The sequence below is a fragment of the Vibrio vulnificus CMCP6 genome (assembly GCF_000039765.1).
Lineage (GTDB): Bacteria > Pseudomonadota > Gammaproteobacteria > Enterobacterales > Vibrionaceae > Vibrio > Vibrio vulnificus_B.
In genome coordinates, this window is record NC_004460.2 from 400319 (window position 1) to 422231 (window position 21913).

Here is a 21913-nt window from a genome sequence, read left to right on the forward strand (position 1 = left end):
TTATTTCTTTGCCTATCCATCACCGCTCTTGTCACTCTCGCGTTTGGCCTTAACTTACTCCCTTACAACAAATTCTCACCATTCGAGAAAAAGATAAATTTATTTCATTCCTTTTCCTATCTAATAAGAATTATATTTGTGTTATAGATTTGTACACGATAAAAAATGATGAAAGACAACAAGATGAACGCCAATCAGGTTAATGAGAAAACCCTACAACTGCTGATGCAGGTTGCGGTGAACGACGAGCCCGTTTCAGCCAAGACCTTAAGTGAACAGCTTGCTGTTCCGCTCAGCAGCTTGTATCGCCATTTAAAGCTCCTAAAAGAGTGGAACCTGATTGAAGAAAGTGCCCATGAAAAAACCTTTATCGTGGGACCCGCCGCGTTACTTTTGATGCGTAGTTACCAAACGTCTCAACACAGTCTTGAATCTGTCGAGACAATTTTGGCGCGTTTGCAGCATCAAACCGGCGAGTTGGCGGCGTACATGGTGCCCGTGGGTTATCGCGCTTTGTGCGTTCGTCAAAAAGAGAGTATGCAGGCGCTACGCTGTAGCTACGTCCAGGGTCAAAGTCAACCTCTACTGCGTGGCGCCTCATCGAAAGTCATGTTGGCATTTATGCCACCTGAACGATGTGAAAGGATTTTACGCTACTTCGGCCAAGAAGCTCGTCTAAACGAGTGGCAAACCGAATTAGAGATGATTCGTAAAAACGGTTATGCCGTCAGCACATCAGAAATCGATCCCGGCGTGTCTGGCATCAGCGCCCCGGTAATGAAAGGAAGTAAATTGATCGGAGCGGTTTCCGTCATGGCTCCAGCTCATCGAGTTGAAGCGGATAAGCAGCGTATCATTTTACATGTTTTGCAGGCAGCGAGAGCGCTTCCACCAGAAAGGTAATGCAGTCATGTTAGGCTTTTTCAAACGCTATCAAAAGAACCATACAGTTCAACATCATCACTATCCGTACTCGTTTATCACCGTCAGTGAGTACATCAAACCGATGACATTAGTAGAGTTTGAATCTGCCCAACAGAGCTTAGAAAACGCAAGCGAATGGCTTTATCAGAGCCATCAAAAGCGCAATATTGCGCTGTGCTCACATTTTAGTCATCACGATGTCGAAAACGGGCATTATCAAGAAACGTTGAGTCAAATGGTCTCGCGCCATGCCATCCCTGTCGTGTTGACCAATTGCCATGAAACTCTGCTCTCTGCCCTACCCGTCGTACTGGCAGGACATGAAGAGGTTGGTTTAATGAACATCAACCACAACATGGGACTGAAATCGACGCTGGATGTGAAGTTAGGTTCCGCCTACCATTTTGCGCTCACTCGCTACCCAAACAGCCGAGCGTTTTTTGTTGGCGTCAGTCAAGAATCAACTGCAAACGAGCTGTTTGAGTACGCGGAAGATCTCGGGTCCAATTGGCTTACGGAGAAAGAATTTTCTTTCCGTCATCGTTATGATGTGAAAGAACAAATTGGGAACTTTATCGACCATTGTGACAAGCTCGTTCTCTCTATCGATTTGGCTTCTCTTGTCACCAAAGCCAATATTGATAATCACCATACACTGGATATTCAAATGGTACTGAGAACGCTGCGCCAATGTATTGTTTCTGGCAAAGTGTCACTCATTCAGTTGATTGGCTCTCGCGATGGCTTGATTTTCTCAAGAGAGTGCAAAGCGATCTTAGAAGAATTGGAGCAGCTTACTGAGTTTGCTCATCATGCAGCCTAAAAAAAATCACCCTCGCGGGTGATTTTCTATTTCTGTTCTCTCATCAGTTACGACGAGCTTTGATTCGCTTCATCATCGCTAAGCGACGTTCCGCTGCCGCTTGATCCGTTGGCTCATTCGCGTTGTTACGACGGCCTTGACGATTCTTAAATGATGGCTTGCTGTTGAGCTTATCAATGTATGCTTCACGGCTCTTAGGCTCGTAACCCGCCAACTCGATGCGACGAATACGTTGTTGAATCAGATTTTCAACTTGAACCACCGTTAGCTCTTCTTCACGATTGACAAAAGAGACCGCATGACCTTGTTTTCCTGCACGACCAGTACGACCAATGCGGTGAACATAGTCTTCTGCCAAGAACGGCATGTCGTAGTTGACCACGTGTGGTAAATCTTCAATATCCAGACCGCGTGCCGCCACGTCGGTAGCAACCATCACACGAACTTTTCCTTCTTTGAACTCTTCAAGCGCACGGCGACGCGCACTCTGCGCTTTATCACCATGACACACATTTGCTTTGATGCCGTCGAGCTTCAACTCTTTGACAATGTCGTTCGCCGTTTCTTTGTAGTTAACAAATACCAACACTTGTTGCCAGTTTTTACGACCGATCAACTCAGAAAGCAGTTCTGTTTTACGCTCTTGATCAACAGGATACAACACGTGCGCTACCGTATGCGCCGTGGTGTTTTCGCGCTCGACCGCAATACGTTTTGGCTTGCGAAGAATGTCTTTGGACAATTCATTCAATTGGCTTGATGTGGTTGCTGAGAACATCATGATTTGTGGGTTGGTTTCAACATCCAACATGATCTTACGCACAGCGTTGATGAAGCCCATATCGAGAATACGGTCAGCTTCATCAAAGACAAGGAATTCGATGTTCGCCACTGACACATTGCCTGACTCGATGTGCTCTTCTAGACGACCAGGTGTCGCAACGAGGATATCGACGCCATTCTCAAGCATACGCTCTTGGCTCGACATTTTTCGACCACCAAAGATCGCCGCCACAGAGAGATTCGTGTACTTGGTATAGGCCTTAATGTTATCCGCAATCTGCTCTGCCAGCTCTCGAGTTGGCGCAAAAATCAGTGCTCTCGCCGTTTTACGCGAAGCAGACTTTCCGCTTTCGAGCAATTGTTGGATCAGTGGAAGAGAAAAAGCCGCTGTTTTACCCGTTCCTGTTTGAGCGGTAGCAAAAATATCGTGCCCGCGACGTGCAACAGGAATGGCTTTTTGCTGAATTGGGGTTAGCTTTTCGTAACCGCACTCTTCGAGCGCTTTCACGACTTCCGGAGCAAAACCTTGAGATGCAAATGACATTGAGCGTTTCCTTAAACAGACAATAATGGTTCGCCGATACAAATGGCCGCACATTCTACATGAAAATGAGTGATATATCTCAATCTAGTGAAAATTTTTTAGGATTTTGAAAAATACGCTTCCCTGATTCTAAATGGTTCTGCGGCAAATGGGTCAAATTTGGTGCAATTCACCACCGCAGACACATTCTTCAACAATTAATCGGCCCAAAAACACAGAACAACAAACGGTATAGTATTGATTATTGGTCAGACCTCATGGTTAAATTCGGCCCATAAAAACAATACAAAACAATACAAAACACAAAATATAAACACTATTTTTCGCTTACTGCCATTGTTTCCATTAAGTTTGTAGGAAATTTTAGATGTCCAAATGGCATTTGCTCGCGTTGTCTATTTCACTGCCTTTTACCAGCAATGCGCTCGAGTATGATCTTTATAATGCAGAACACTTTAACCAACTTTGTAACCAAAGCACGTCACAGCAGGGGGATATTTTCCGTTGCAACGGCGAATTTTCACTACCAAATGGCGCGAAGCTGATTGCTTCGAAAGCGCCTAAGAATGGCGTGACACTCTCTGCGTTTAGCGGCGCAATTTTGCATGGTAACAACCAAGTCGGCTCGCCAGATAAGCGTATTTCAATCACGGCGTTATCTACCGGCATTTCCATTTTGCAACCGAGTCATGGTCCTCAACCTAAGGAGTACCATCGCAGCCAAATATTTGGTGATTTGAACTCACAGAATTTCATTCATATGACCAACGCAGAGGTGGATGGAAATGTTGCCACTCAAGGCTTGGATGTGATGACACATGGTGATCATAACATCATCAATGGTGATGTTTTTGGCCATCACAAAGTGGTTCTGAACAACACCAATGTATGCGGCGATATTGCTTCTCTAGGGCACCAGATATTCATTACTTCGAACAAGGCGACGCATTACGTTGTAGGAAATATCACCTCCCTCAACAAGCTTGATCTCCGCAACATCGATGTCTATGGCCAAATACACTCTCAAGGAAGCAGCGCACATTTAGATCTCTCCGGTAGTGCGGTTTACGCGCAAAAAACGGCGCTCAATTTGCTCCAAAGTGGTTTGGTGGAAAACGGCGTCGTTTGCGGCGAGATCACCGCCCATCAATCCAATATTCGTAATGTGGAAAACTACTGTGGTATAAGCGATCTCGGTTGTGATTATTCCAACCAAGGGGCTAACACAGCGTGCCCTGTGCCAGAAAGTATCCCATTGTGTGAGATCAAGCCCCCGGTTGATCACGATTACGAGTTTGTCATTAGCCCTGAAAACGACATGGCGTTGATGTGTGGAGAAAACCTTCCTCAGTTCAATATAACAACCTCCAATAATGGGGAATTAGCCAGCGTCAGCATGTTTGCTGAGGTCTCTGATCCCGCATTATTTGATGTCGTGATCGCCAATGGCATCGGTTCCGGCGCTTACCCGAACTTTGTCTCCTCCAGTCAGGGGCAGCTTCGCCTTGTCGTTCGACCTAAGAACATCAGCGCCATCAAGTTGGATAGGCATTACACCTTAAGCGTGTACCCAAATGGTGAGCCCAAAAAGCGCAAGACTGTGCGCTTCTTGTTCACGCCTTATATGTTTGAAACGTATGATCCTAATTCTGGCCAAGCCATCAACGAACTCGCTCTGGTTGCGGCAAAACCAGAGCCTTTAGGTGTTCGACTGTTGGCCTGTAATGACAAAGGGAACCCTGTTGTTGCGAGCAGCTATCACGGCAACCCGACCATCACTCACACCGTGACTACGCCGTCAAAACAACAGGGTGGTCGTGATGGTGAACGCGTCTATCAACCTATATTTACCAGCGGCATAAGTGAAAATACGATTTCACTTTCTGAGTCTGGGCTATTTGCGTTAAACATCTACGATACTTTTGACTGTGCTGGGTTCGACCAGTGCCCGCCATCAGGAAAGAACAAAGTATCTGGTCGTTTATCACTCAAAGTTCGCCCTTGGACCCTCGCTATTTGCGAAGGCGATCGAGCCCTTGAATCTGGCGATGCGCTAGGCGGTTCGCCTTTCCTTCCTGCAGGCGAACGTTTTTCTCTCAATCTCATGCCTATTCAATGGGTCGCCAATGGTAGCCTCACCCAGGCAGTTAACACTCAAGCGCTCTGCTCTACACCAGTAACGCACAACTTTTATCTGTCCAACGCCCCTGCTGCGCGGGTAAAACTCAGCAGTCAACAGGCAACGCCAGTCGAAACGGCGACAGCTCAAACTCGACTGCTGGAAAGCGACTCAGGAATGGAGAGAGCGCATGATGACGTTACCAATGGTGCGTATTGGTTTGATGGGTTGCGATGGCGTGAAGTTGGCAGCCTCAGAGTGCAATCCGACCTCGTTGATCCTTATCTTGGAATGAAGGTCAACCAAGGTTATCGCTACATTGGGCGTTTCTATCCCAAGTATTTTAAGGTACATAACCAACAGTGGGATTATCCAAATAGCCAAACCTTTGCTTACATGAATCAGCCATTTGATCAGGTGATCGTCGATATCGACGCGTTAAATAGCCTTAAAGAACCCATCGCCAACTACCATTATTTTTCAACCACGGCGCACTTTGAACTGGCAGAACTCGGCGATCACTTAGAGCGGTTTGTCACGCCTTCTCTTGCGCCTACTCAATGGCGCGAGGAGCAAGGCAGCAGTATCGGCCGCATTCGCATCGTGAAACAGGATCATTGCGCCAACAGCGCTTGTTGGCTTAAGGACGACATTGGCCAAAATTACCCTGATGGGCCTTTTAACACCTACTCGGACTCTGCAGTAAGCAAAATTGGCCTCGTCTATCTTGAAAACGCGGACCCTGTGGCTTTTTACGACGACACGCATATTTTGCCCGTTCAACCCGATGTGCGATTTGGACGGCTCAATTTTGAAGATGTGGGTGGATATCAGGGACAAACCATCGTCGTACCATTGGATGTGGAATATTGGCGAGCGGGTGAGTTTGTGAACAACAAACATGACCATTTCACTCTCGCTGATGGCGCAAAACACTACCATCAACCCATTTGGTCACACAGCCTTGAGAACAACGCCTATCTCGCTGGTATCGGCAAGATGCATTACGGAAGTACTGAAGGCATCAAAGCAACACAAAAAGTCCCTGCTCGCGAACAGATTCGCTTTTGGTTGGATTTAACTTCAACGCAAAACAATTTGCCTTGGCTGCAATACGATTGGGACAAAACAAGTGATGGAGAAGAAGATCCTTCAACCGTTGTCACTTTCGGGATTCATCGTGGTCACGACAAAATCATCTTCCGTGGTGAGCCGAATCTGACGGGTGTTCTCTAGCCATAATAAAAGCCAGTGATGAAAATCACTGGCTTTTCACGCAATTCATTGACTTTTTATTCGTGAATATTCGCCAATTTCAGCAGGATCGTTTCAAGTTCATCCCATGGCATTAGCTGTGAATCGATAACTTCGATTCTGGATTCGAATCCTTCCAAGCTCATTTGATTCACCGACACAACGCCATTGGCGACGTTAAAGGCGTAACAGCCTTGATCTGTGTTCACTACCGCTTTCACTCGCTCTGCAGTTAATGCTGAGAACATTGAAAAAAGCGCCTCAAACTCAAAGCGATATTCAGCACCAATTAGCCAACCACAACTGTAATACCCTTGGCCTTTATTCTCTTTGCGCACAAACGCACGACCAGGTGGCAATTCAAACTGTGGCTCCATCTCCGCATGATGGTGGTGATGCGGTTCAATATGTGTTGAAGCACTGCCGTAAACACGTTCAATATCCAGAACTTCTATCGGCAACTGACCATCGTGAATCAACTTACTAAAGACTTTGGAAGGCGATTGGTCGGTCACCCAATCATTGAAAACGTCAATGTCATGCGAAGTACAAAGGTCCACTTTACTGCCAATCACCACATCCGCACTGTCGAGTTGGTCGTTAAAGTTCTGGTTGTTCAGGTACTTTTCATCGCTGAGGTTGCGTGGGTCCACCAGCGCAATGGTCGCTTTGAGATCGACATACGGTTCATATTGCGCAGACGTCAATGTGGCAATCACTTGTTTCGGGTGACCAAGCCCTGTTGGTTCGATAAGCAGACGATCGGGCTTTTGACGCAGCAATGTGTTGATACCAACACTCATCGGCACGCCTGCAGTGCAGCACATACAGCCACCCGGTACTTCTTTGATCAGCGCGCCGCTGTCGGTCATCATTGCACCGTCAATGCCAATCTCGCCAAACTCATTCACCAAAACCGCCCACTTTTCATTGGCTGGCTTTTCTTTCAGTAAATTGAGAATGGTGGTGGTTTTTCCTACACCGAGAAAACCCGTAATGATATTCGCCGGAACCTTGTTGTTCATCGTTATCTCCGCTCTGCGATGGCTACTTGCTGTCTGTATTGTACTTTGCCATGACTAAAGCTCAACTGGCATTGCGATTTCTCTTCGTCTCTTTCTAAAATCATTTTACAATCCGCGTCCCAACGATTAAGCAACACACCGGAGAGCCCATTTGAAACTGAGCAAACGCATTCAAGCTATCGCTGAAATGGTGAATCAAGAGTATGACCATATTTGGGATTGCTGTTGTGATCATGGCTACCTTGGTTTTGAACTGCTACGACGCTCTCCAAGCACTACCGTGCACTTCGTTGACATCGTCCCAACACTGACCGACAAAATCTCTCACACTCTTGCGCAATTTGGCGATGTACAGGCCGCGAATTGGCAAGTGCACTGCATGGACGTGGGTGATCTACCCCACGCCAAGCACACTGGTAAACATTTGATGATCATAGCAGGCGTTGGTGGGGATCTGGCTTTAGATCTGGTTAAGCGTATTCAGGATAACCATCCACACTCAGAGTTGGAGTTTCTGCTCTGCCCTGTCCATCACCTTTACACTTTGCGAGACGCATTGCACGGTATGAACTTCCGGCTTATCGCGGAGCGACTGGTCGAAGACAATCGACGCTTCTACGAAATCTTACACATCAGTAATGCTCCAGCAGTTACCACGCCAATCAGTGTCACTGGTGAACAGTTATGGCATGAGGCCGATTCGCGCTTGGCTGTACGCTACCAACAGAAAACCATTGCTCATTACGAACGATTAAAGCGTGGCCATGGCGAAGAGGTTGAGCGCATCATTCAGGCATATCAACAAGTTAAACTTGCCCAGTCCCATTAGTCCCAAAGAGAGTGCGTCGCGATTTGTCGCGCTCACTTAATTTGCTCAGGGGTGATCGCGCGATCACGTCCCAAACTTTTCGCTTGGTAAAGGCACATATCCGCGGTAACAAAGGCGTCAGAGCTGTTTTTCAACTCATTGAGACCGCAAGGTTCACTGGCCCCTACTGAAATAGTGATGTTGTAACTTTTCCCTTTCAATTGATAAGCGGAAGTCCGAATCGACTCCACCAGCTTTTGCAAACGTAAAGGAAGATCATCGTCATTTTTGAGTACCAGAAGAAACTCTTCACCACCCCAGCGTACAAACAACTCATCGGATGCCAACTGTTGTTTGATGCGTTTGGCGGTTTCAACGAGGACAAAATCCCCAATCTCATGACCATGCGTATCGTTGATGGATTTAAACCAGTCAAGATCAACAAGGACAATTCGATAGAGATGGGCACGATTGAGCAGATTTGGTGTTTCAATTTCCCTTTGGAAGAAACGTCTATTGTTGGCCCCTGTCAGCGGGTCCACATAGGACAGCGTTTGCAAATGAAGGTTGTGCTTGCGAATAATGGCCATTCTGCGCACTCCCAAAAGCAAGAGTAACCCGACAATCACAATCCAAATCATTAGAATGCGCTGACGCTGCTCATTCAAACTACGCTCTAATTCGCGCAGTTGATTTTGCGCTTCGTATAGATCGCGCTCTTTCGCGACTTCTTGTACTTCAAAGGAGGTTTGTAGAGCGTGAACTTCGCCAATAATTTGCTGTTTCTCTTGGGCGTAATACTTCTTATAAAGGCTTAACGCTTCTGCATGCAGCCCTTTAGCTTCGAGAATGTTGGCCCGTAATAAATGGGCACGAATGGTCCAACGAGCATGTTGTAAATGTTCAAATGTGGCAATGGCACTATCCACTGCACTTTGCGCCGCATCCAACTGTTTACCCGCGAGATAGCTTTCCGCCTGAATATAAGTGCAAATGCCATTTTGCAAAGGATAGGTATTGTTTGCATCGAGCTTGACACAGGCAACAGCGACATCAATCGCACGTTCAAACTCTTCATCAAGCAAATACAGCCGAGCCTCACTTTTGAGTTTCAAAATCCGATAATACGTCGAGGTGTTCTCGCCAAAATAACGTAAGGCCCTATCGTACGCGGCTTTGGCTTGCTCCTTTTGTTTAAGCTGTTGGTAAACAAACGACTGATTAAGCAATATCACCAGTTGGCGATTGGGCTGAGTCACACCGATCGATTCATAGAATGTTTCGGCCCGTTGGAGAAAATCCAATGCCTTATCCCACTGTTCTAAATGAACATAAAGCAGCCCCAAGTTGTTAAGATAACGGCCAATAAACGCGTTGTTAGGAAACCTTTCACTTAATTCTAACCCTTGGTAAAACGCCAATTGTGAGCGCTTTAGTTGATTGGTGGCATTGTACAAGATACCCAAGGTGTTAAACCCTTCCAGTAACAGGAAATCAGCACCGTTTTCATTTGCCATCGCCATACCGTGCTCGACGTGCTTTAACCCCTCATCAAACTGGCCTTGCTTCAACTCTCGTCCCGCTTTTTCGATAATTAACTGGGCACTCAACCAAGCCATTTTTCGTTGAGACGCAAACTGCTCTAACTGGCCAGTTAACTGGTCAACTCGCTCTTGAGATTGTTGTGTTTTGGCGATTTCACGTTTAATCAGCAAGGTATAAATATGCTCTAGATCCGCTCTTGCACTGTGATGCTTAGTTTCCCACTTTGTCCCCTTCTCCCATTCAGCGAGTAACGCTTGCGCTTTATCGGGTTCTATCTGAACCAATGGCATGATGTTGAGTAACGGATGATGAGCAGAAAAGGTTTTGAGCTGCTCTTCGGGGGAGGCTAACATTTTTACCGAGCGGGTTTGGGGATATGAAGCCGTATCTTGATCAACAAACACGTCCCAAGTCACGATAGACAAAGCGAGAAGAAGTAAAATTAATAGAGAAAAAGCGAGCTTTTTGTGCATATCAATGTCGACTCTCTTTGTCGGTTCACTACAACAGCCTCGATTTGTTTTTCATCAGATCGAATGGCGTAGATTCATTTGTCTAAAACTTCAAACACTTATCATATTCATTCAGGAAAACGATATCGTGGCTGCTGAAAATTACGGCGAAAGTAGCATACATTTAGTGATAAATCTCAAACTTTTGCCTAAATTGGTTACCCGATCAAAATAAACCAATGATTGACTTATCAATCATTTACTAAAAAAGCAAAGACTCAACCAAAATTATAACCAACTGTTTTAAAATATATTTTACTTAAAAAACTCAAAGTTACCTCTCATACTTTCTAAGCCATTTTGTGTTTGACGCCTTTTAAAAGCATTCCTACGGTTTATATGGCTAAACAGTAAAGCTAAGGGTGGCTTATGAATAAAAACAAAATCGTTATGGCACTAGGACTCAGTGTCAGCGTTGGCCTATTGGGCTGTGGCGGGGGAAGTTCAAGCTCCTCTGGAGGAAGTTCTTCCAGCTCCTACTCTGTAACAGCAATCGATGGCTACTTACAAAATGCACAGGTTTGGTTGGACTTAAACAAGAACTTCATTTGGGATACCGGTGAACCAAAAGCGACCACTGGCGCCGGAGGTAAGGCGACCCTAGATGTTACAGGAGTAGATAACCCTGAAAGCTACCCGATCGTGGTAAAAGCAATCAAAGGGAAAACCGTAGACGAAGACACTGGTAACACGATCGCTACAGATTACGTCATGTCTGCCCCAGCTGGTGAACAAGATATTACCCCCCTCTCTACCATGGTTCATGTTTTACTCGAACGTGACGAAACCTTAACCAAAGATGAAGCAGTCCAAACCGTCGCCACTCAACTTGGCATCACGAGCGATGACGTACTTGGTGACTATATTGAGGATAACGATGTAGAAGCCGCGTTCGGCGCGAAAACATTGGTTTCTTCTGGCGTATTACCGGAAACCCCAGAGGAGCTTGCATCAGAAGCCGATGAAGAGACCACTACCACGAGTACGTTTCTAACCGAAGCACAAACCGTCAATACCGAAACCAAAGAGCACATTGAAACCGAGAAATCAGCACTGGGCGAAGGTGAAGAGCTCAACCTCGATGACAAAGTGGGCACGTTTGACCCAGTAACGGGTACGGTCACATTCGAAGAGGATAGCGATGGTGACGGCGTTGCCAACAGTCAGGACTGGGCACCAGACAATAGCGAAGAATGGTTAGACAGTGATGGTGATGATATTGGTGATAACGCCGATACGGATGATGACAACGACGGCACGCTCGATGTCGATGACGCTTTCCCGTTTGACGCAGAGGAAACAACAGATACAGATGACGATGGAATTGGCAACAATACCGATACCGACGATGACAACGATGGCACCCTCGATACTGACGATGCGTTCCCGTTGAACCCTGAAGAAACCGTCGACACCGATAAAGATGGTGTTGGTAATAACGCCGACACTGACGATGATAATGATGGCGCACTTGATGGTGACGACGCGTTCCCGCTCAATCCTGAGGAAACGACCGATACGGATAAAGATGGCATCGGCAATAATGCGGACACCGACGATGACAACGACGGTATCTTAGACGTCGATGACAGCAACCCAACCGTGCCTGATCTCAATCCAATAGAACAAGTTATCCAGTTTATGCAAAACAACTCTATGTTCTACGCACTATGGGCGGATCATGAGTACAACGATGCTACTGGCACTGAAAGCGTTGAAATTTATGTTGAGAAATTCACCTTGGCAAACAACATAGGTACGGTAACCGAAGCATATCAAATGTTGCCTGATGGTCGTAAAGTCGCCGACGAGCCTGATGCCAACGATGAAGACGATATTGTATTGGGTCCAAATGGGTGGCAAACATTCAACGACACTTACGCTATCGCCATCAACAGTGATGCGGTTTCGGTGTATCCGGAAGAGGTTCCAAGCCTAACAAACACTGCTTATGGTTACGTTAAAGACCTAAGTGGCCTCAACATGGCTGAGCACTCTGGTGAACTCGGTGATTATGTAGACGCAGACGCTGTGTTCCCAGAAGGAGCCGAAGGGGGCATCGTTAAACTGACTGCTGACGTTGACCAATACTTCCTCTGGTTCAAACCTTGGTTCTGGAGAGCATCCGGCAATACGAGTGACGATGGGCATAACGCCACCAACCTAACGGAAATTCAAGTCGCACCAGCGGACATTTCTCAAACGGGTGACGATGTACATACCGCGAAAGGCATTTCAATTGGCATGCACGTTGGTGTCCAGTTTGTCACTGATGGTACGACGCGTTTTATGACGCTTGATTGGTGGAACGAAAGTACCCAGCAACCCGGAACGGTCACCATTAACGGCACTGGCACTTGGAGTCAAGTGGTTGTGAATGGTGAAACCATCATTCGCTATAGCGTGCCGGATAGTGTGGTCGAAGCATGGGGCGAAGTTTGGGATAACGACTCACAACAACTCATTCTCTCTGTGTACGGTGGGATTGTTCATAGCGGCGACTATCTACTTGCCGGGCAAAGTGAAGAAGATGATGAGGGCTACCTACTGAACGAAACCGCGAAAGAAGCCTTGATTGGTGCGGTTAATCTACCCGGTTGGTGTCCGATCACCGAAGTCGCCTCTGGTGCAACCCTTGCGGATTTCCAAGCGCAAATCGCCGACTGTCAGTTACCCGTGATGGATCCTGAAGGTGCGGTACTTTATCGCGTCAATAGCAGTGGGGAAACGCGAGTCCAAGCGTATGCCGCCAACAACGAAGCATTACGCTTCAAAAATGGTACGCCAAGCACGAAATATTGGATGGTAAACCAAGAAGGCACGCTTGAGTTTGGCGACGACGCTCAGAATATCTGGGATTACAAACGCGCTATCATGGATGTGGATGAAGACGGCATTCTCTCCATGGCAACGTTTGATCCAGAAACGGGTGAAATCTCACTTGGTCTCTATCAAGAAGTGGATCTCAGCCAACCATTCACCTATTGCGAAACCTCCAATAGTGACTGGGATGAGGTGAACGAAGTACCAACCACCTTCTTCTCCTTCAACACCTACGCTGATGCACTGAAAGGTTGTGTGGATGATACCGCCTATCGCGCGGCTAAATTCACCTCCACTTTCATTGGTGAACAATTGGTGATGAAAGATGAAGATGGCACAATCACGTTCTTAGCCAATAACACGGGTACATTTGTCAGCACAGATGAAAATATCCAGTTTACTTGGACAGAACATGACGCTGAAAATGGCATCATAGCCTTGAGCTACTCCTTCGTTGACGATAACCAAGTGGCACAAAACAATACCACCTACATGGGCTTTGCCTACAGCAATGGTATTCAGTTTAACGTCAAAGGTTTTACTGTCTCGACAGAGTGGAATGGCAACACCATTGATTCTCAAGGTGAGATTTGGGACGGGCTCTTTATCCACCCTGAATCTGAGCAAACACTGATTAACTACGGTTTTATTGAGGCTCCCACGCCGTAGTTGAACGTTGTCCAGCAGATAAACCAAGGCCAAGTTTTCACTTGGCCTTTTTAATCTCTTTTGGTTGTCGTTTTCGGTTGTTCAGAGCACTAGCCTAGAACGTAAACGGCGTCGTTTTCCACCAGCACTGGCCATGTCGTTAATTTGACCGATTCATCTTCAAAGCACTTACCTGTTTTTAAGCAAAAATGCTGTTTATACAACGGAGAGGCAACGCAGAGCTCACCTTGGATATCCCCGACAATGCCGCGACTTAATACAAAAGCTTTGCCAATCGGGTCCCAGTTTTGTATCGCAAACACCCCCTCCTTAGGCACATAAAACATCGCCAATTGCTCATCATCCAATAACACAGGATGGCCATGGTCACTTTTCAGTTCATTGAGATGGCAGATAAATTGTTTAGTTTGCATCGCTTAATCCTCCAGTTTGACAGGGATACGCTGGCCACGCGTACGTTGGTAGCCCAATAGCGTGCTCTGCTGGGTTGAGTTAATGAACGGTCTGAAACGCATCAATTTTTCAGGATTGGTTAAGGTTTGCTTCCACTCACAGTGATACGTGTCCACGACATGCGCCATTTGCTGCTCAAGTTGCTCACACAGATGGAGCGAATCGTCCAGAACGACGCTTTTGAGATAATCCAATCCGCCATCAAGATTCTCCAACCACACGGAGGTGCGTTGCAAACGATCCGCCGTGCGCACGTAAAACATCAACACACGGTCGATCAGCCTAATCAGCTCTGCTTTACTCAAATCAGCCGCTAACAGGTCGGCATGTCTTGGGCGCATGCCACCGTTACCACACACATACAAATTCCAGCCTTTTTCTGTCGCGATCACGCCTATGTCTTTGCTTTGCGCTTCAGCACATTCACGCGTACACCCTGATACGGCAAACTTCAGCTTATGCGGCGCTCGCAGCCCTTTGTAACGATTCTCAAGTTCAATGGCTAGACCCACTGAATCATCCACGCCATAACGACACCAGGTTGAACCGACACAAGATTTCACCGTGCGTACGGATTTGCCGTAAGCATGGCCGGTTTCAAATCCAGCATCGATCAGGGTTTGCCAAATCTCCGGTAACTGCTCCACCTGAGCACCAAACAGGTCAACGCGTTGACCTCCGGTGATTTTGGTGTAGAGATCGTACTGGCGAGCCACCTCCCCTAACACGATGAGCTTCTCTGGGGTGATCTCGCCACCAGGGATACGGGGCACAATAGAGTAAGAACCGTCTTTTTGCAGATTGGCCATAAACGCATCGTTGGAATCCTGCAAAGGTGAATGTTCCGGCTCCATGATGTGCTCATTCCATAATGACGAGAAAATCGACCCTGCGGTGGGCTTGCATATGTCGCAACCATGCCCCTTACCGTGCTTCGCCAACAAACTACCGAAATCGCGAATTTTCTCGACTTGGCATATGTGGTAAAGCGCCTGCCGCGTTTGGCTAAAGTGCTCACAAAGCTGGGTATTCACTTCTAAGCCCATCACGCTCAGTTGCTGATCAAGCACCGATTTGACCATGGCACTGCAACCGCCACACCCGCTGCCGGCTTTGGTCAGCGCTTTTAACTCGCCAAGCTCATGCGCTCCCGCCTGAATCGCACTGATCAGATCGCCTTTGGTAACGTTGTGGCATGAACAGATCACCGTGTTGTCACTGACATCCCCTTTTAGCGCACTGGTGTCAAACAGCAAACTGACCGCAGGCTGCGGCAGCGGGGTTTTATTCAAGTAGCTTTGCAGCAGCACATCATAGTCTTGGTTGTCGCCGATTAAGATCGCGCCCAGCAAGGTGGTGCCGCTTTGATCCACCACCAATTTTTTGTAGATGCCGGCAGCCGCATCATGCAGTACCATTTCCGTCGCCTTCGGTGTGGCTTTATGCGCATCACCTATCGACGCCACATCTACCCCCAATAATTTGAGCTTGGTGCTCATGTCTGCGCCGCTAAACTCAGCCTCGCTGCCCCCTCTCAGTTGCTGCGCCACTACTCGCGCCATCGCATATCCAGGTGCCACCAAGCCGAAGATTTTTCCTTGCCACAGCGCACACTCGCCAATGGCGTAAATCGCGGTATCACTGGTTTGACAAGCGTTATTGATCACGATGCCACCGCGCTCACCCAGCTCAAGGCCACAATCGCGAGCCAGTTGGTCTCTCGGTCGAATGCCCGCCGAGAACACGATCACATCCACTTCCAGCGGCGGGGCATCTTTAAACACCATGCGATGGTAAGCCGTTTCACCATCAATGATTTTTTCGGTGGCGGTTGAGGTATGCACCGTTAAGCCAAGTTGCTCAATTTTGCTTTTCAGCACCGCGCCTGCACCCTCATCAAGCTGGACTGGCATTAAGCGTGGTGCAAATTCAACGACATGCGTTTCTAAGCCAAGCAGCCTTAAAGCATTTGCCGCCTCCAAACCGAGTAACCCTCCCCCAACCACGGCACCTTTCTTCGCACCAAGACAGGCTTGCTTAATCTGCGACAGATCATCCAAGGTTCGGTAGACAAACACCTTGCTGCGCTCGCTTCCTGCCATCGGGGGCACAAATGGGTAAGAGCCGGTGGCAAACACCAATTGGTCATAACTCAGTTGGCTTTCATCTTCCAATGTGACTCTTTTGCTTTGTCGGTCAATGCCCACCACCGCAACGCCCAATATCAGCTCAATGCCATGCTTCTGATACCACTCTTCACTGCTGAGTAATAAGTCTTGGTGGCTTTGTCCTGAAAACATCGCCGAGAGGTGAACGCGGTCATAGGCGACAAATCGCTCTTCCCCAATCACGATAATTCTTTTTTCTAAATGGCTGCCACTGGCGACGAGCTGCTCTACCAGTTGATGACCTACCATGCCATTGCCAATGATCACTATGCTTTCCATGCGTTTGTCCTCAGGCTGTTTTTATCGGTTTTGCTTGCGAGTGTTGAGCGGTGCGCGCCGTTGCCGCTTCGCCTTTGCTTTGCTTCTCGTATAAGAATCTCAACACGGCTTGGCGATAGTGTTGGTATTGCGGGTCGTCCGCCAAAGCGACGCGATCACGTGGTCTTGGCAACTCAATCGGGAGAATTTCACCAATCGTCGCCGCAGGGCCATTGGTCATCATGACAATTTTGTCGGAAAGCAAAACCGCTTCATCGACATCGTGCGTAATCATGATCACCGTGTTGTTGAGCTCGGCTTGAATGGCCATCAGAGCATCTTGCAATCGCGCGCGAGTCAGCGCATCCAAAGCGCCAAACGGCTCATCCATCAGCAGCACTTTAGGTTGTAAGGCCAACGCTCGGGCAATGCCCACCCGCTGTTTCATACCGCCTGAGATTTCATCCGGTTTTTTATCGGCGGCATGCGCCATTTGAATCAAATCCAAATAGTGGTGCACTTGCTCTTTCACCCACGCTTTGCTCTGGCCTTGGGCAATCTGCTTAACGGCCAACTCAACGTTTTGATAAACGGTTAACCAAGGCAACAGCGAATGATTTTGGAACACCACCGCGCGCTCAGGCCCCGGGCCACTCACTTCTCTACCATCGACAATCACACCACCATCGGTCGGCAGATGCAGCCCAGCGACCAAGTTCAGCACGGTTGATTTTCCACAGCCAGAATGGCCAATCAGTGAAATGAACTCCCCTTTTTGGATCTGCATATCGACGTTTTTCAGCGCGATAAACTCCCCTTGAGGGGTAGGAAAGCGCATCCCAAGTTGCGTCAGTTCTAAAAACGATTTAGACATAGTGCCGACTCCTATCTTAACGACATCTGTTTGTTCCACGACAACCAACGCTGGCATTGCAACATGCCGCGATCGAGCAGAAGACCAATCAAGCCAATCACAATCACTGCCACCATGATGCGGCCAAGTGAATCAGAGCTGCCGTTTTGAAACTCATCCCAAACAAACTTTCCTAGCCCTGGGTTTTGCGCCAACATTTCTGCGGCGATCAACACCATCCATGCAATGCCCAACGAAAGGCGTAATCCGGTAAACATCATTGGGATGGCCGATGGAAGCACGATGATGCGGATGTGTCGCCACCATGAAAGCCTCAGTACTTTGCTCACGTTGAGGAGATCTTTATCGACGCTGGTCACACCAACCGCCGTGTTGATCAAAGTTGGCCACAAGCTGCATAACGCCACGGTAAACAGCGAGTTGACGAAAGACTTGGCAAAAAGCGGGTCATCACTGACGTAGGTTGCACTGACCACCATGGTGACAATCGGCAACCACGCCAAAGGTGAAACCGGCTTTAACAATTGGATGATTGGGTTGAACGCCATGTAGAGCCCTTGGTTTAGCCCGAGAATAATGCCAAGTGGAATAGCAATGAGACTCGCCAACATAAACCCGCAAGCCACCGTCACCAAACTGGTGATGATTTGGTCGAAAAAGGTCGGTTTGCCGGTATATGGGCGAATTTTCACTTCGGCTGTAGGATCTTTTGCCAGCTTAGCTGCGTTGCGTTGCTCCTGCCGCTCAATAAAGCGCTGCTCCTTTTCGCGCTCATTGTGGTGCTCTGTGAGCAAATTAGAAAACTGTTGAAAGGTATCCACCGGACCTGGCAATGTGCCAAGCGACGTTTCGACTTGGCGTGCACTTAAGTGCCACGCCAACAAAAACACCAGTAAGCCAATCAGGGGCAGAAGAATTAGCCGACTTTTGTCCGCCACAGCCTGTGAACTGGGAATAAGTGAAATAACATTTCCTGACATAACGACTCCTTGTTATTCATTGATGCGTTAAAGTGACTCAGAGCCTTTCAGGCCAATGGCAAACTGCTGCAGATACGCATTGGGGCTACGGCCGTCATAGCGGATCTGATCAATGAAGTGGGTTTGCGGTGGGCGAAAACCGCTTTCTTTGGCAAAGTCAGGAAAATCACTGGCGCTCAATGTCCCTTCTTCGATTAGTGCTTCTGCCGCGCGTTGATAAATCTCTGGTCGATACACCTGCTTGGCGATGTCCATGTACCATGAGTCCGGTTTCTGATGTTCGATTTGTCCCCAACGGCGCATTTGTGTGAGATACCAAATCGCGTCGCTGTAGTAGGGATAGGTGGCGTTGTAGCGAAAGAACACATTAAAATCGGGCACTTGTCGCTTATCGCCTTTTTCGTATTCAAACGTGCCAGTCATGGAATTGGCGATCACTTCCGCATCGGCGCCCACGTACTCGCTGCGTGAAAGCAGCTTCACGGCTTCGGCGCGATTGCGGTTATCGTTTTCATCTAACCAATGCGCCGCACGGATCAGAGCTTTGACCACGCGGATATGGGTATTGGGGTACTTTTCCGCCCAATCTTGTGCAACGCCAAATACCTTCTCTGGGTTGTTTTTCCAGATCTCATAGTCGGTCACCACGGGCACACCAATGCCCTTAAACACCGCTTGCTGGTTCCACGGTTCACCAACGCAATAGCCTTTGATGGTGCCCGCTTCCATGGTGGCTGGCATTTGTGGTGGCGGCGTGACGCTGAGCAGCACGTCGGCATTAATTTGGCCACTGTTGTCGCCTTTATGCGGCGCATAAAAGCCAGGATGAATCCCCCCAGCCGCGAGCCAGTAGCGCAGTTCGTAGTTATGCGTTGAAACGGGAAACACCATGCCCATATTGAACGCTTTGCCTTGGTCGCGGTAACTTGTTACGACAGGTTTAAGGGCATCGGCTTTGATGGGGTGAACGGGTTTACCGTCACTGTCTTTGACCAAATTGGGCTTCATTTGCTGCCAAACATCGTTCGACACGGTGATCGCGTTACCATTGAGATCCATACTGAATGCGGTGATCACTTTGGCTTGCGTGCCAATGCCGATGGTGGCACCCAGTGGTTGGCCTGCCAGCATGTGCGCGCCATCCAGTTCACCATCAATCACGCGATCGAGCAGCACCTTCCAGTTGGCCTGCGCTTCTAGCGTCACATACAGCCCTTCATCCTCAAAAAATCCTTTTTCATAAGCGATCGCCAACGGTGCCATGTCGGTCAATTTGATAAAGCCAAACTTTAAGTCCTCTTTTTCAGCCTCGCCGACTTCTGCGAGTACAACCGGTGAAGCAAACGCCAACCAACTTGTTAATACGCCAACTGTCCATCTCTTTTTCATCGATTTTCTCCAAAAAAAAAGCGCCACGACTCCGAGGAGTCGTAGCGCCGTTGCTTTCTCTGCAATTACCGCCGTTGATAATTGAGATTCGCCATTCAACAATGTGTCTAAATAAAGCTATTCAATTAGTGTGCCAACGATATATTTACATAAAATCAGTACGTTATCGTTATGTTCTTTGCTGCTTCCTGCATCACTGCTTTGATTTAGTGCACGTCGCACCAATTGCACTTTTTTCTCTTACCCCCAAAGTAGTAGAACAACCTTACAGTGTGGTTAACGTCGCAATCACGTTTTTCGCAACTTGCAGCATGGGTTGACTGGTTTGCATCGCGGAACGACGCATCGCTTGATAGGCGGTTTCTTCGTCCACTTGTTGAAACTTCATCAGTAGACCTTTGGCTTTTTCAATCACTTTTCGCTCTTGCAATTTGTCATTTAAAAGCGCCACTTTCTCCTCCACCAGCAAGTAACTTTCTCTTAGTTGCGCGGCGTAGTCGATCCAAGGCGCTAAAGGCAAAGTGTTTTCTTCTGGTAAAAACACACAGTCGTGGCAATCTTTTAACTGATTGAATTGGTGAGCAAAAACTTGGCGAAACAAGACCAACACCGGCCGCTTTTGTTGACGGCAATACTCAATGATCAACCGCACTTCGGCGCAAGGGGCGGACCACCCGACGACGACGCAGCTTTCCGCTTCTCGCCGCAGGATGTGTTCCAATTGCCCTAGCTGACACCCGAGCACTTGGTCATATTCTTTCGCCAATCGCTCTGCTAAATGCGCTTGTTGTGTTAATGAATCGCAGCAAACAATCATCGTCCTTTGATAAGACTTTTTCGTCATAGACATTCCTTGTCGTTTTCGTTATTTCACTATGACATAACAAGGAATGTGCCACCTTGGGGAACGGGCCCATCGATAGCGCACAAATAGTGCAAAAAGAACAGCCAAGGCAGACTGACCTTGGCCGTGTGGATTAATGGATTCGTGGCAATGCGCCACTAGGATTTGAGCTCGCGACGGAAAAACTCCACGGTTCTTTGCCAAGCCAACTCTGCCTCTTCTGGCGCATAACGGGCGGTCGAGTCGTTATGAAAGCCATGATTGACCTTCGGATAGATGAAGGCGTTGTAGCGAGCATTAATGGCTTTTAAATCTTGCTCATAGTCAGGCCAAGTGGCATTCACTCGTTGGTCGAGTTCGGCGAAATGGAGTTGAAGGGGCGCTTTGATGTCGGCTCGTAACGATTTGTCTGCTGGCGTGCCATAAAACGGTACCCCAGCATTTAACTGTTCACCCATAACGGCCGCCAACATGTTCACCACATAGCCGCCAAAACAGAAACCAACCGCTCCTAGCTTGCCATTGCTCAGAGTATGCGTTTTGAGGTATTGCGCCGCGGCGATGAAATCTTGCTCTATTTTTGCTCTATCGAGGTTCTTTTGCAGCTCACGGCCTTGGTCATCATTACCCGGATAACCGCCGACAGGCGCTAATGCATCCGGTGCAAAAGCGACAAACCCCTGCTTGGCTAAACGGCGTGCGACATCTTTGATGTAGGGGTTGAGGCCACGATTTTCATGCACCACGAGCACCACTGGTAGCGGCGTGGTCAGTTGCGTTGGCACCACTAAATAGCCTTTGCCTTCGCCATGGCCTTTTGGTGAGGGGAACGTTTGATAACTGGCTTTGATATCGGGGTCATTAAACGACACTTGCTCCGCCTTTGCGTAATCCGGCAGCAGTGCCTCGGTTAATGTCGCAACGCTAAAGCCAAGCACCGCCAACCCGGCTAGGCGATTTAAAAACTCACGGCGGTCAATCTTGCCGTGCGCATACTCGTCATACCAATCAAAGGCTTCTTGTGGGATGGGTTGCTTTGTTGCTGAATTCGATGTTTTGCCAACCATGGTGTTCACTCCTAGAAATGGAAAAGCCAAACGGGGGAAATAGGCACCGTT

Annotated in this window: 15 protein-coding genes; 5 read left to right on the forward strand and 10 right to left on the reverse strand. The window is 48.0% G+C overall.

Annotated elements, in window-relative coordinates; translation table 11 throughout:
• Window positions 1–168: 168 nt before the first annotated feature.
• Together VV1_RS16935 and VV1_RS16940 are read left to right on the forward strand one after the other, a co-directional pair.
• Window positions 169–903, forward strand: a complete 735-nt coding sequence (locus tag VV1_RS16935; protein WP_026130873.1) for an IclR family transcriptional regulator — start codon at window positions 169–171, stop codon at window positions 901–903.
• Between the two features lie 7 nt (window positions 904–910).
• Window positions 911–1747 (forward strand): arginase family protein, encoded by an 837-nt coding sequence (locus VV1_RS16940; RefSeq protein ID WP_011081339.1) that lies wholly within the window; start codon window positions 911–913, stop codon window positions 1745–1747.
• Between the two features lie 43 nt (window positions 1748–1790).
• On the opposite strand, the gene VV1_RS16945 is transcribed toward VV1_RS16940, so the two are convergent.
• On the reverse strand, window positions 1791–3074 hold the full coding sequence (locus VV1_RS16945) for a DEAD/DEAH box helicase (protein WP_011081340.1): 1284 nt from the start codon (window positions 3072–3074) through the stop codon (window positions 1791–1793).
• A 367-nt stretch (window positions 3075–3441) separates the two neighbouring features.
• Here VV1_RS16945 and VV1_RS16950 point away from each other — a divergent pair, with 367 nt between their 5' ends.
• Window positions 3442–6429: a DUF6701 domain-containing protein gene (locus VV1_RS16950; protein ID WP_011081341.1), complete on the forward strand. Its 2988-nt coding sequence runs from the start codon at window positions 3442–3444 to the stop codon at window positions 6427–6429.
• A gap of 56 nt (window positions 6430–6485) precedes the next feature.
• Here the strand turns inward: VV1_RS16950 and VV1_RS16955 are convergent, their stop codons facing one another.
• On the reverse strand, window positions 6486–7472 hold the full coding sequence (locus VV1_RS16955; protein ID WP_011081342.1) for a CobW family GTP-binding protein: 987 nt from the start codon (window positions 7470–7472) through the stop codon (window positions 6486–6488).
• A 151-nt stretch (window positions 7473–7623) separates the two neighbouring features.
• On the opposite strand from VV1_RS16955, the gene VV1_RS16960 reads away from it, so the two are divergent.
• Window positions 7624–8301, forward strand: coding sequence for a tRNA (adenine(22)-N(1))-methyltransferase (locus VV1_RS16960; protein ID WP_011081343.1), 678 nt, complete (start codon window positions 7624–7626; stop codon window positions 8299–8301).
• Between the two features lie 32 nt (window positions 8302–8333).
• Here VV1_RS16960 and VV1_RS16965 read toward each other — a convergent pair whose 3' ends face one another.
• Complete coding sequence (locus tag VV1_RS16965) at window positions 8334–10298, reverse strand: tetratricopeptide repeat-containing diguanylate cyclase (RefSeq protein WP_011081344.1); 1965 nt, start codon at window positions 10296–10298, stop codon at window positions 8334–8336.
• Window positions 10299–10706: 408 nt separating this feature from the next.
• On the opposite strand from VV1_RS16965, the gene VV1_RS16970 reads away from it, so the two are divergent.
• Window positions 10707–13829 (forward strand): hypothetical protein, encoded by a 3123-nt coding sequence (locus VV1_RS16970; RefSeq protein WP_011081345.1) that lies wholly within the window; start codon window positions 10707–10709, stop codon window positions 13827–13829.
• A gap of 89 nt (window positions 13830–13918) precedes the next feature.
• Here the strand turns inward: VV1_RS16970 and nirD are convergent, their stop codons facing one another.
• The 7 genes from nirD to VV1_RS17005 all read right to left on the reverse strand — a co-directional run bounded on the left by nirD (window position 13919) and on the right by VV1_RS17005 (window position 21862).
• Window positions 13919–14242 carry a nitrite reductase small subunit NirD gene (nirD, locus tag VV1_RS16975; RefSeq protein ID WP_011081346.1) on the reverse strand — a complete coding sequence of 108 codons (324 nt, stop codon included), beginning with the start codon at window positions 14240–14242 and terminating at the stop codon, window positions 13919–13921.
• 3 nt (window positions 14243–14245) lie between these two features.
• Window positions 14246–16729 (reverse strand): nitrite reductase large subunit NirB, encoded by a 2484-nt coding sequence (gene nirB / locus VV1_RS16980; protein ID WP_011081347.1) that lies wholly within the window; start codon window positions 16727–16729, stop codon window positions 14246–14248.
• Between the two features lie 10 nt (window positions 16730–16739).
• The gene (locus VV1_RS16985; RefSeq protein WP_011081348.1) at window positions 16740–17582 is read right to left on the reverse strand and encodes an ABC transporter ATP-binding protein; all 843 of its coding nucleotides are present in this window, start codon (window positions 17580–17582) and stop codon (window positions 16740–16742) included.
• An 11-nt stretch (window positions 17583–17593) separates the two neighbouring features.
• Window positions 17594–18562: an ABC transporter permease gene (locus VV1_RS16990; protein WP_011081349.1), complete on the reverse strand. Its 969-nt coding sequence runs from the start codon at window positions 18560–18562 to the stop codon at window positions 17594–17596.
• 27 nt (window positions 18563–18589) lie between these two features.
• Window positions 18590–19951 (reverse strand): CmpA/NrtA family ABC transporter substrate-binding protein, encoded by a 1362-nt coding sequence (locus tag VV1_RS16995; protein WP_225481504.1) that lies wholly within the window; start codon window positions 19949–19951, stop codon window positions 18590–18592.
• A 265-nt stretch (window positions 19952–20216) separates the two neighbouring features.
• Window positions 20217–20795 carry an ANTAR domain-containing response regulator gene (locus VV1_RS17000; RefSeq protein ID WP_225481502.1) on the reverse strand — a complete coding sequence of 193 codons (579 nt, stop codon included), beginning with the start codon at window positions 20793–20795 and terminating at the stop codon, window positions 20217–20219.
• A 158-nt stretch (window positions 20796–20953) separates the two neighbouring features.
• Window positions 20954–21862, reverse strand: a complete 909-nt coding sequence (locus VV1_RS17005; protein WP_011081352.1) for a dienelactone hydrolase family protein — start codon at window positions 21860–21862, stop codon at window positions 20954–20956.
• Window positions 21863–21913 lie beyond the last annotated feature (51 nt).

Bases quoted from the DNA above. Each gene is read 5' to 3' on its own strand.
- VV1_RS16935 (WP_026130873.1), top strand. From the start codon at position 169: ATGAAAGACAACAAGATGAACGCCAATCAGGTTAATGAGAAAACCCTA.
- VV1_RS16940 (WP_011081339.1), top strand. From the start codon at position 911: ATGTTAGGCTTTTTCAAACGCTATCAAAAGAACCATACAGTTCAACAT.
- VV1_RS16945 (WP_011081340.1), bottom strand. From the start codon at position 3,074: ATGTCATTTGCATCTCAAGGTTTTGCTCCGGAAGTCGTGAAAGCGCTC.
- VV1_RS16950 (WP_011081341.1), top strand. From the start codon at position 3,442: ATGTCCAAATGGCATTTGCTCGCGTTGTCTATTTCACTGCCTTTTACC.
- VV1_RS16955 (WP_011081342.1), bottom strand. From the start codon at position 7,472: ATGAACAACAAGGTTCCGGCGAATATCATTACGGGTTTTCTCGGTGTA.
- VV1_RS16965 (WP_011081344.1), bottom strand. From the start codon at position 10,298: ATGCACAAAAAGCTCGCTTTTTCTCTATTAATTTTACTTCTTCTCGCT.
- VV1_RS16970 (WP_011081345.1), top strand. From the start codon at position 10,707: ATGAATAAAAACAAAATCGTTATGGCACTAGGACTCAGTGTCAGCGTT.
- nirD (WP_011081346.1), bottom strand. From the start codon at position 14,242: ATGCAAACTAAACAATTTATCTGCCATCTCAATGAACTGAAAAGTGAC.
- nirB (WP_011081347.1), bottom strand. From the start codon at position 16,729: ATGGAAAGCATAGTGATCATTGGCAATGGCATGGTAGGTCATCAACTG.
- VV1_RS16985 (WP_011081348.1), bottom strand. From the start codon at position 17,582: ATGTCTAAATCGTTTTTAGAACTGACGCAACTTGGGATGCGCTTTCCT.
- VV1_RS16990 (WP_011081349.1), bottom strand. From the start codon at position 18,562: ATGTCAGGAAATGTTATTTCACTTATTCCCAGTTCACAGGCTGTGGCG.
- VV1_RS16995 (WP_225481504.1), bottom strand. From the start codon at position 19,951: ATGAAAAAGAGATGGACAGTTGGCGTATTAACAAGTTGGTTGGCGTTT.
- VV1_RS17000 (WP_225481502.1), bottom strand. From the start codon at position 20,795: ATGACGAAAAAGTCTTATCAAAGGACGATGATTGTTTGCTGCGATTCA.
- VV1_RS17005 (WP_011081352.1), bottom strand. From the start codon at position 21,862: ATGGTTGGCAAAACATCGAATTCAGCAACAAAGCAACCCATCCCACAA.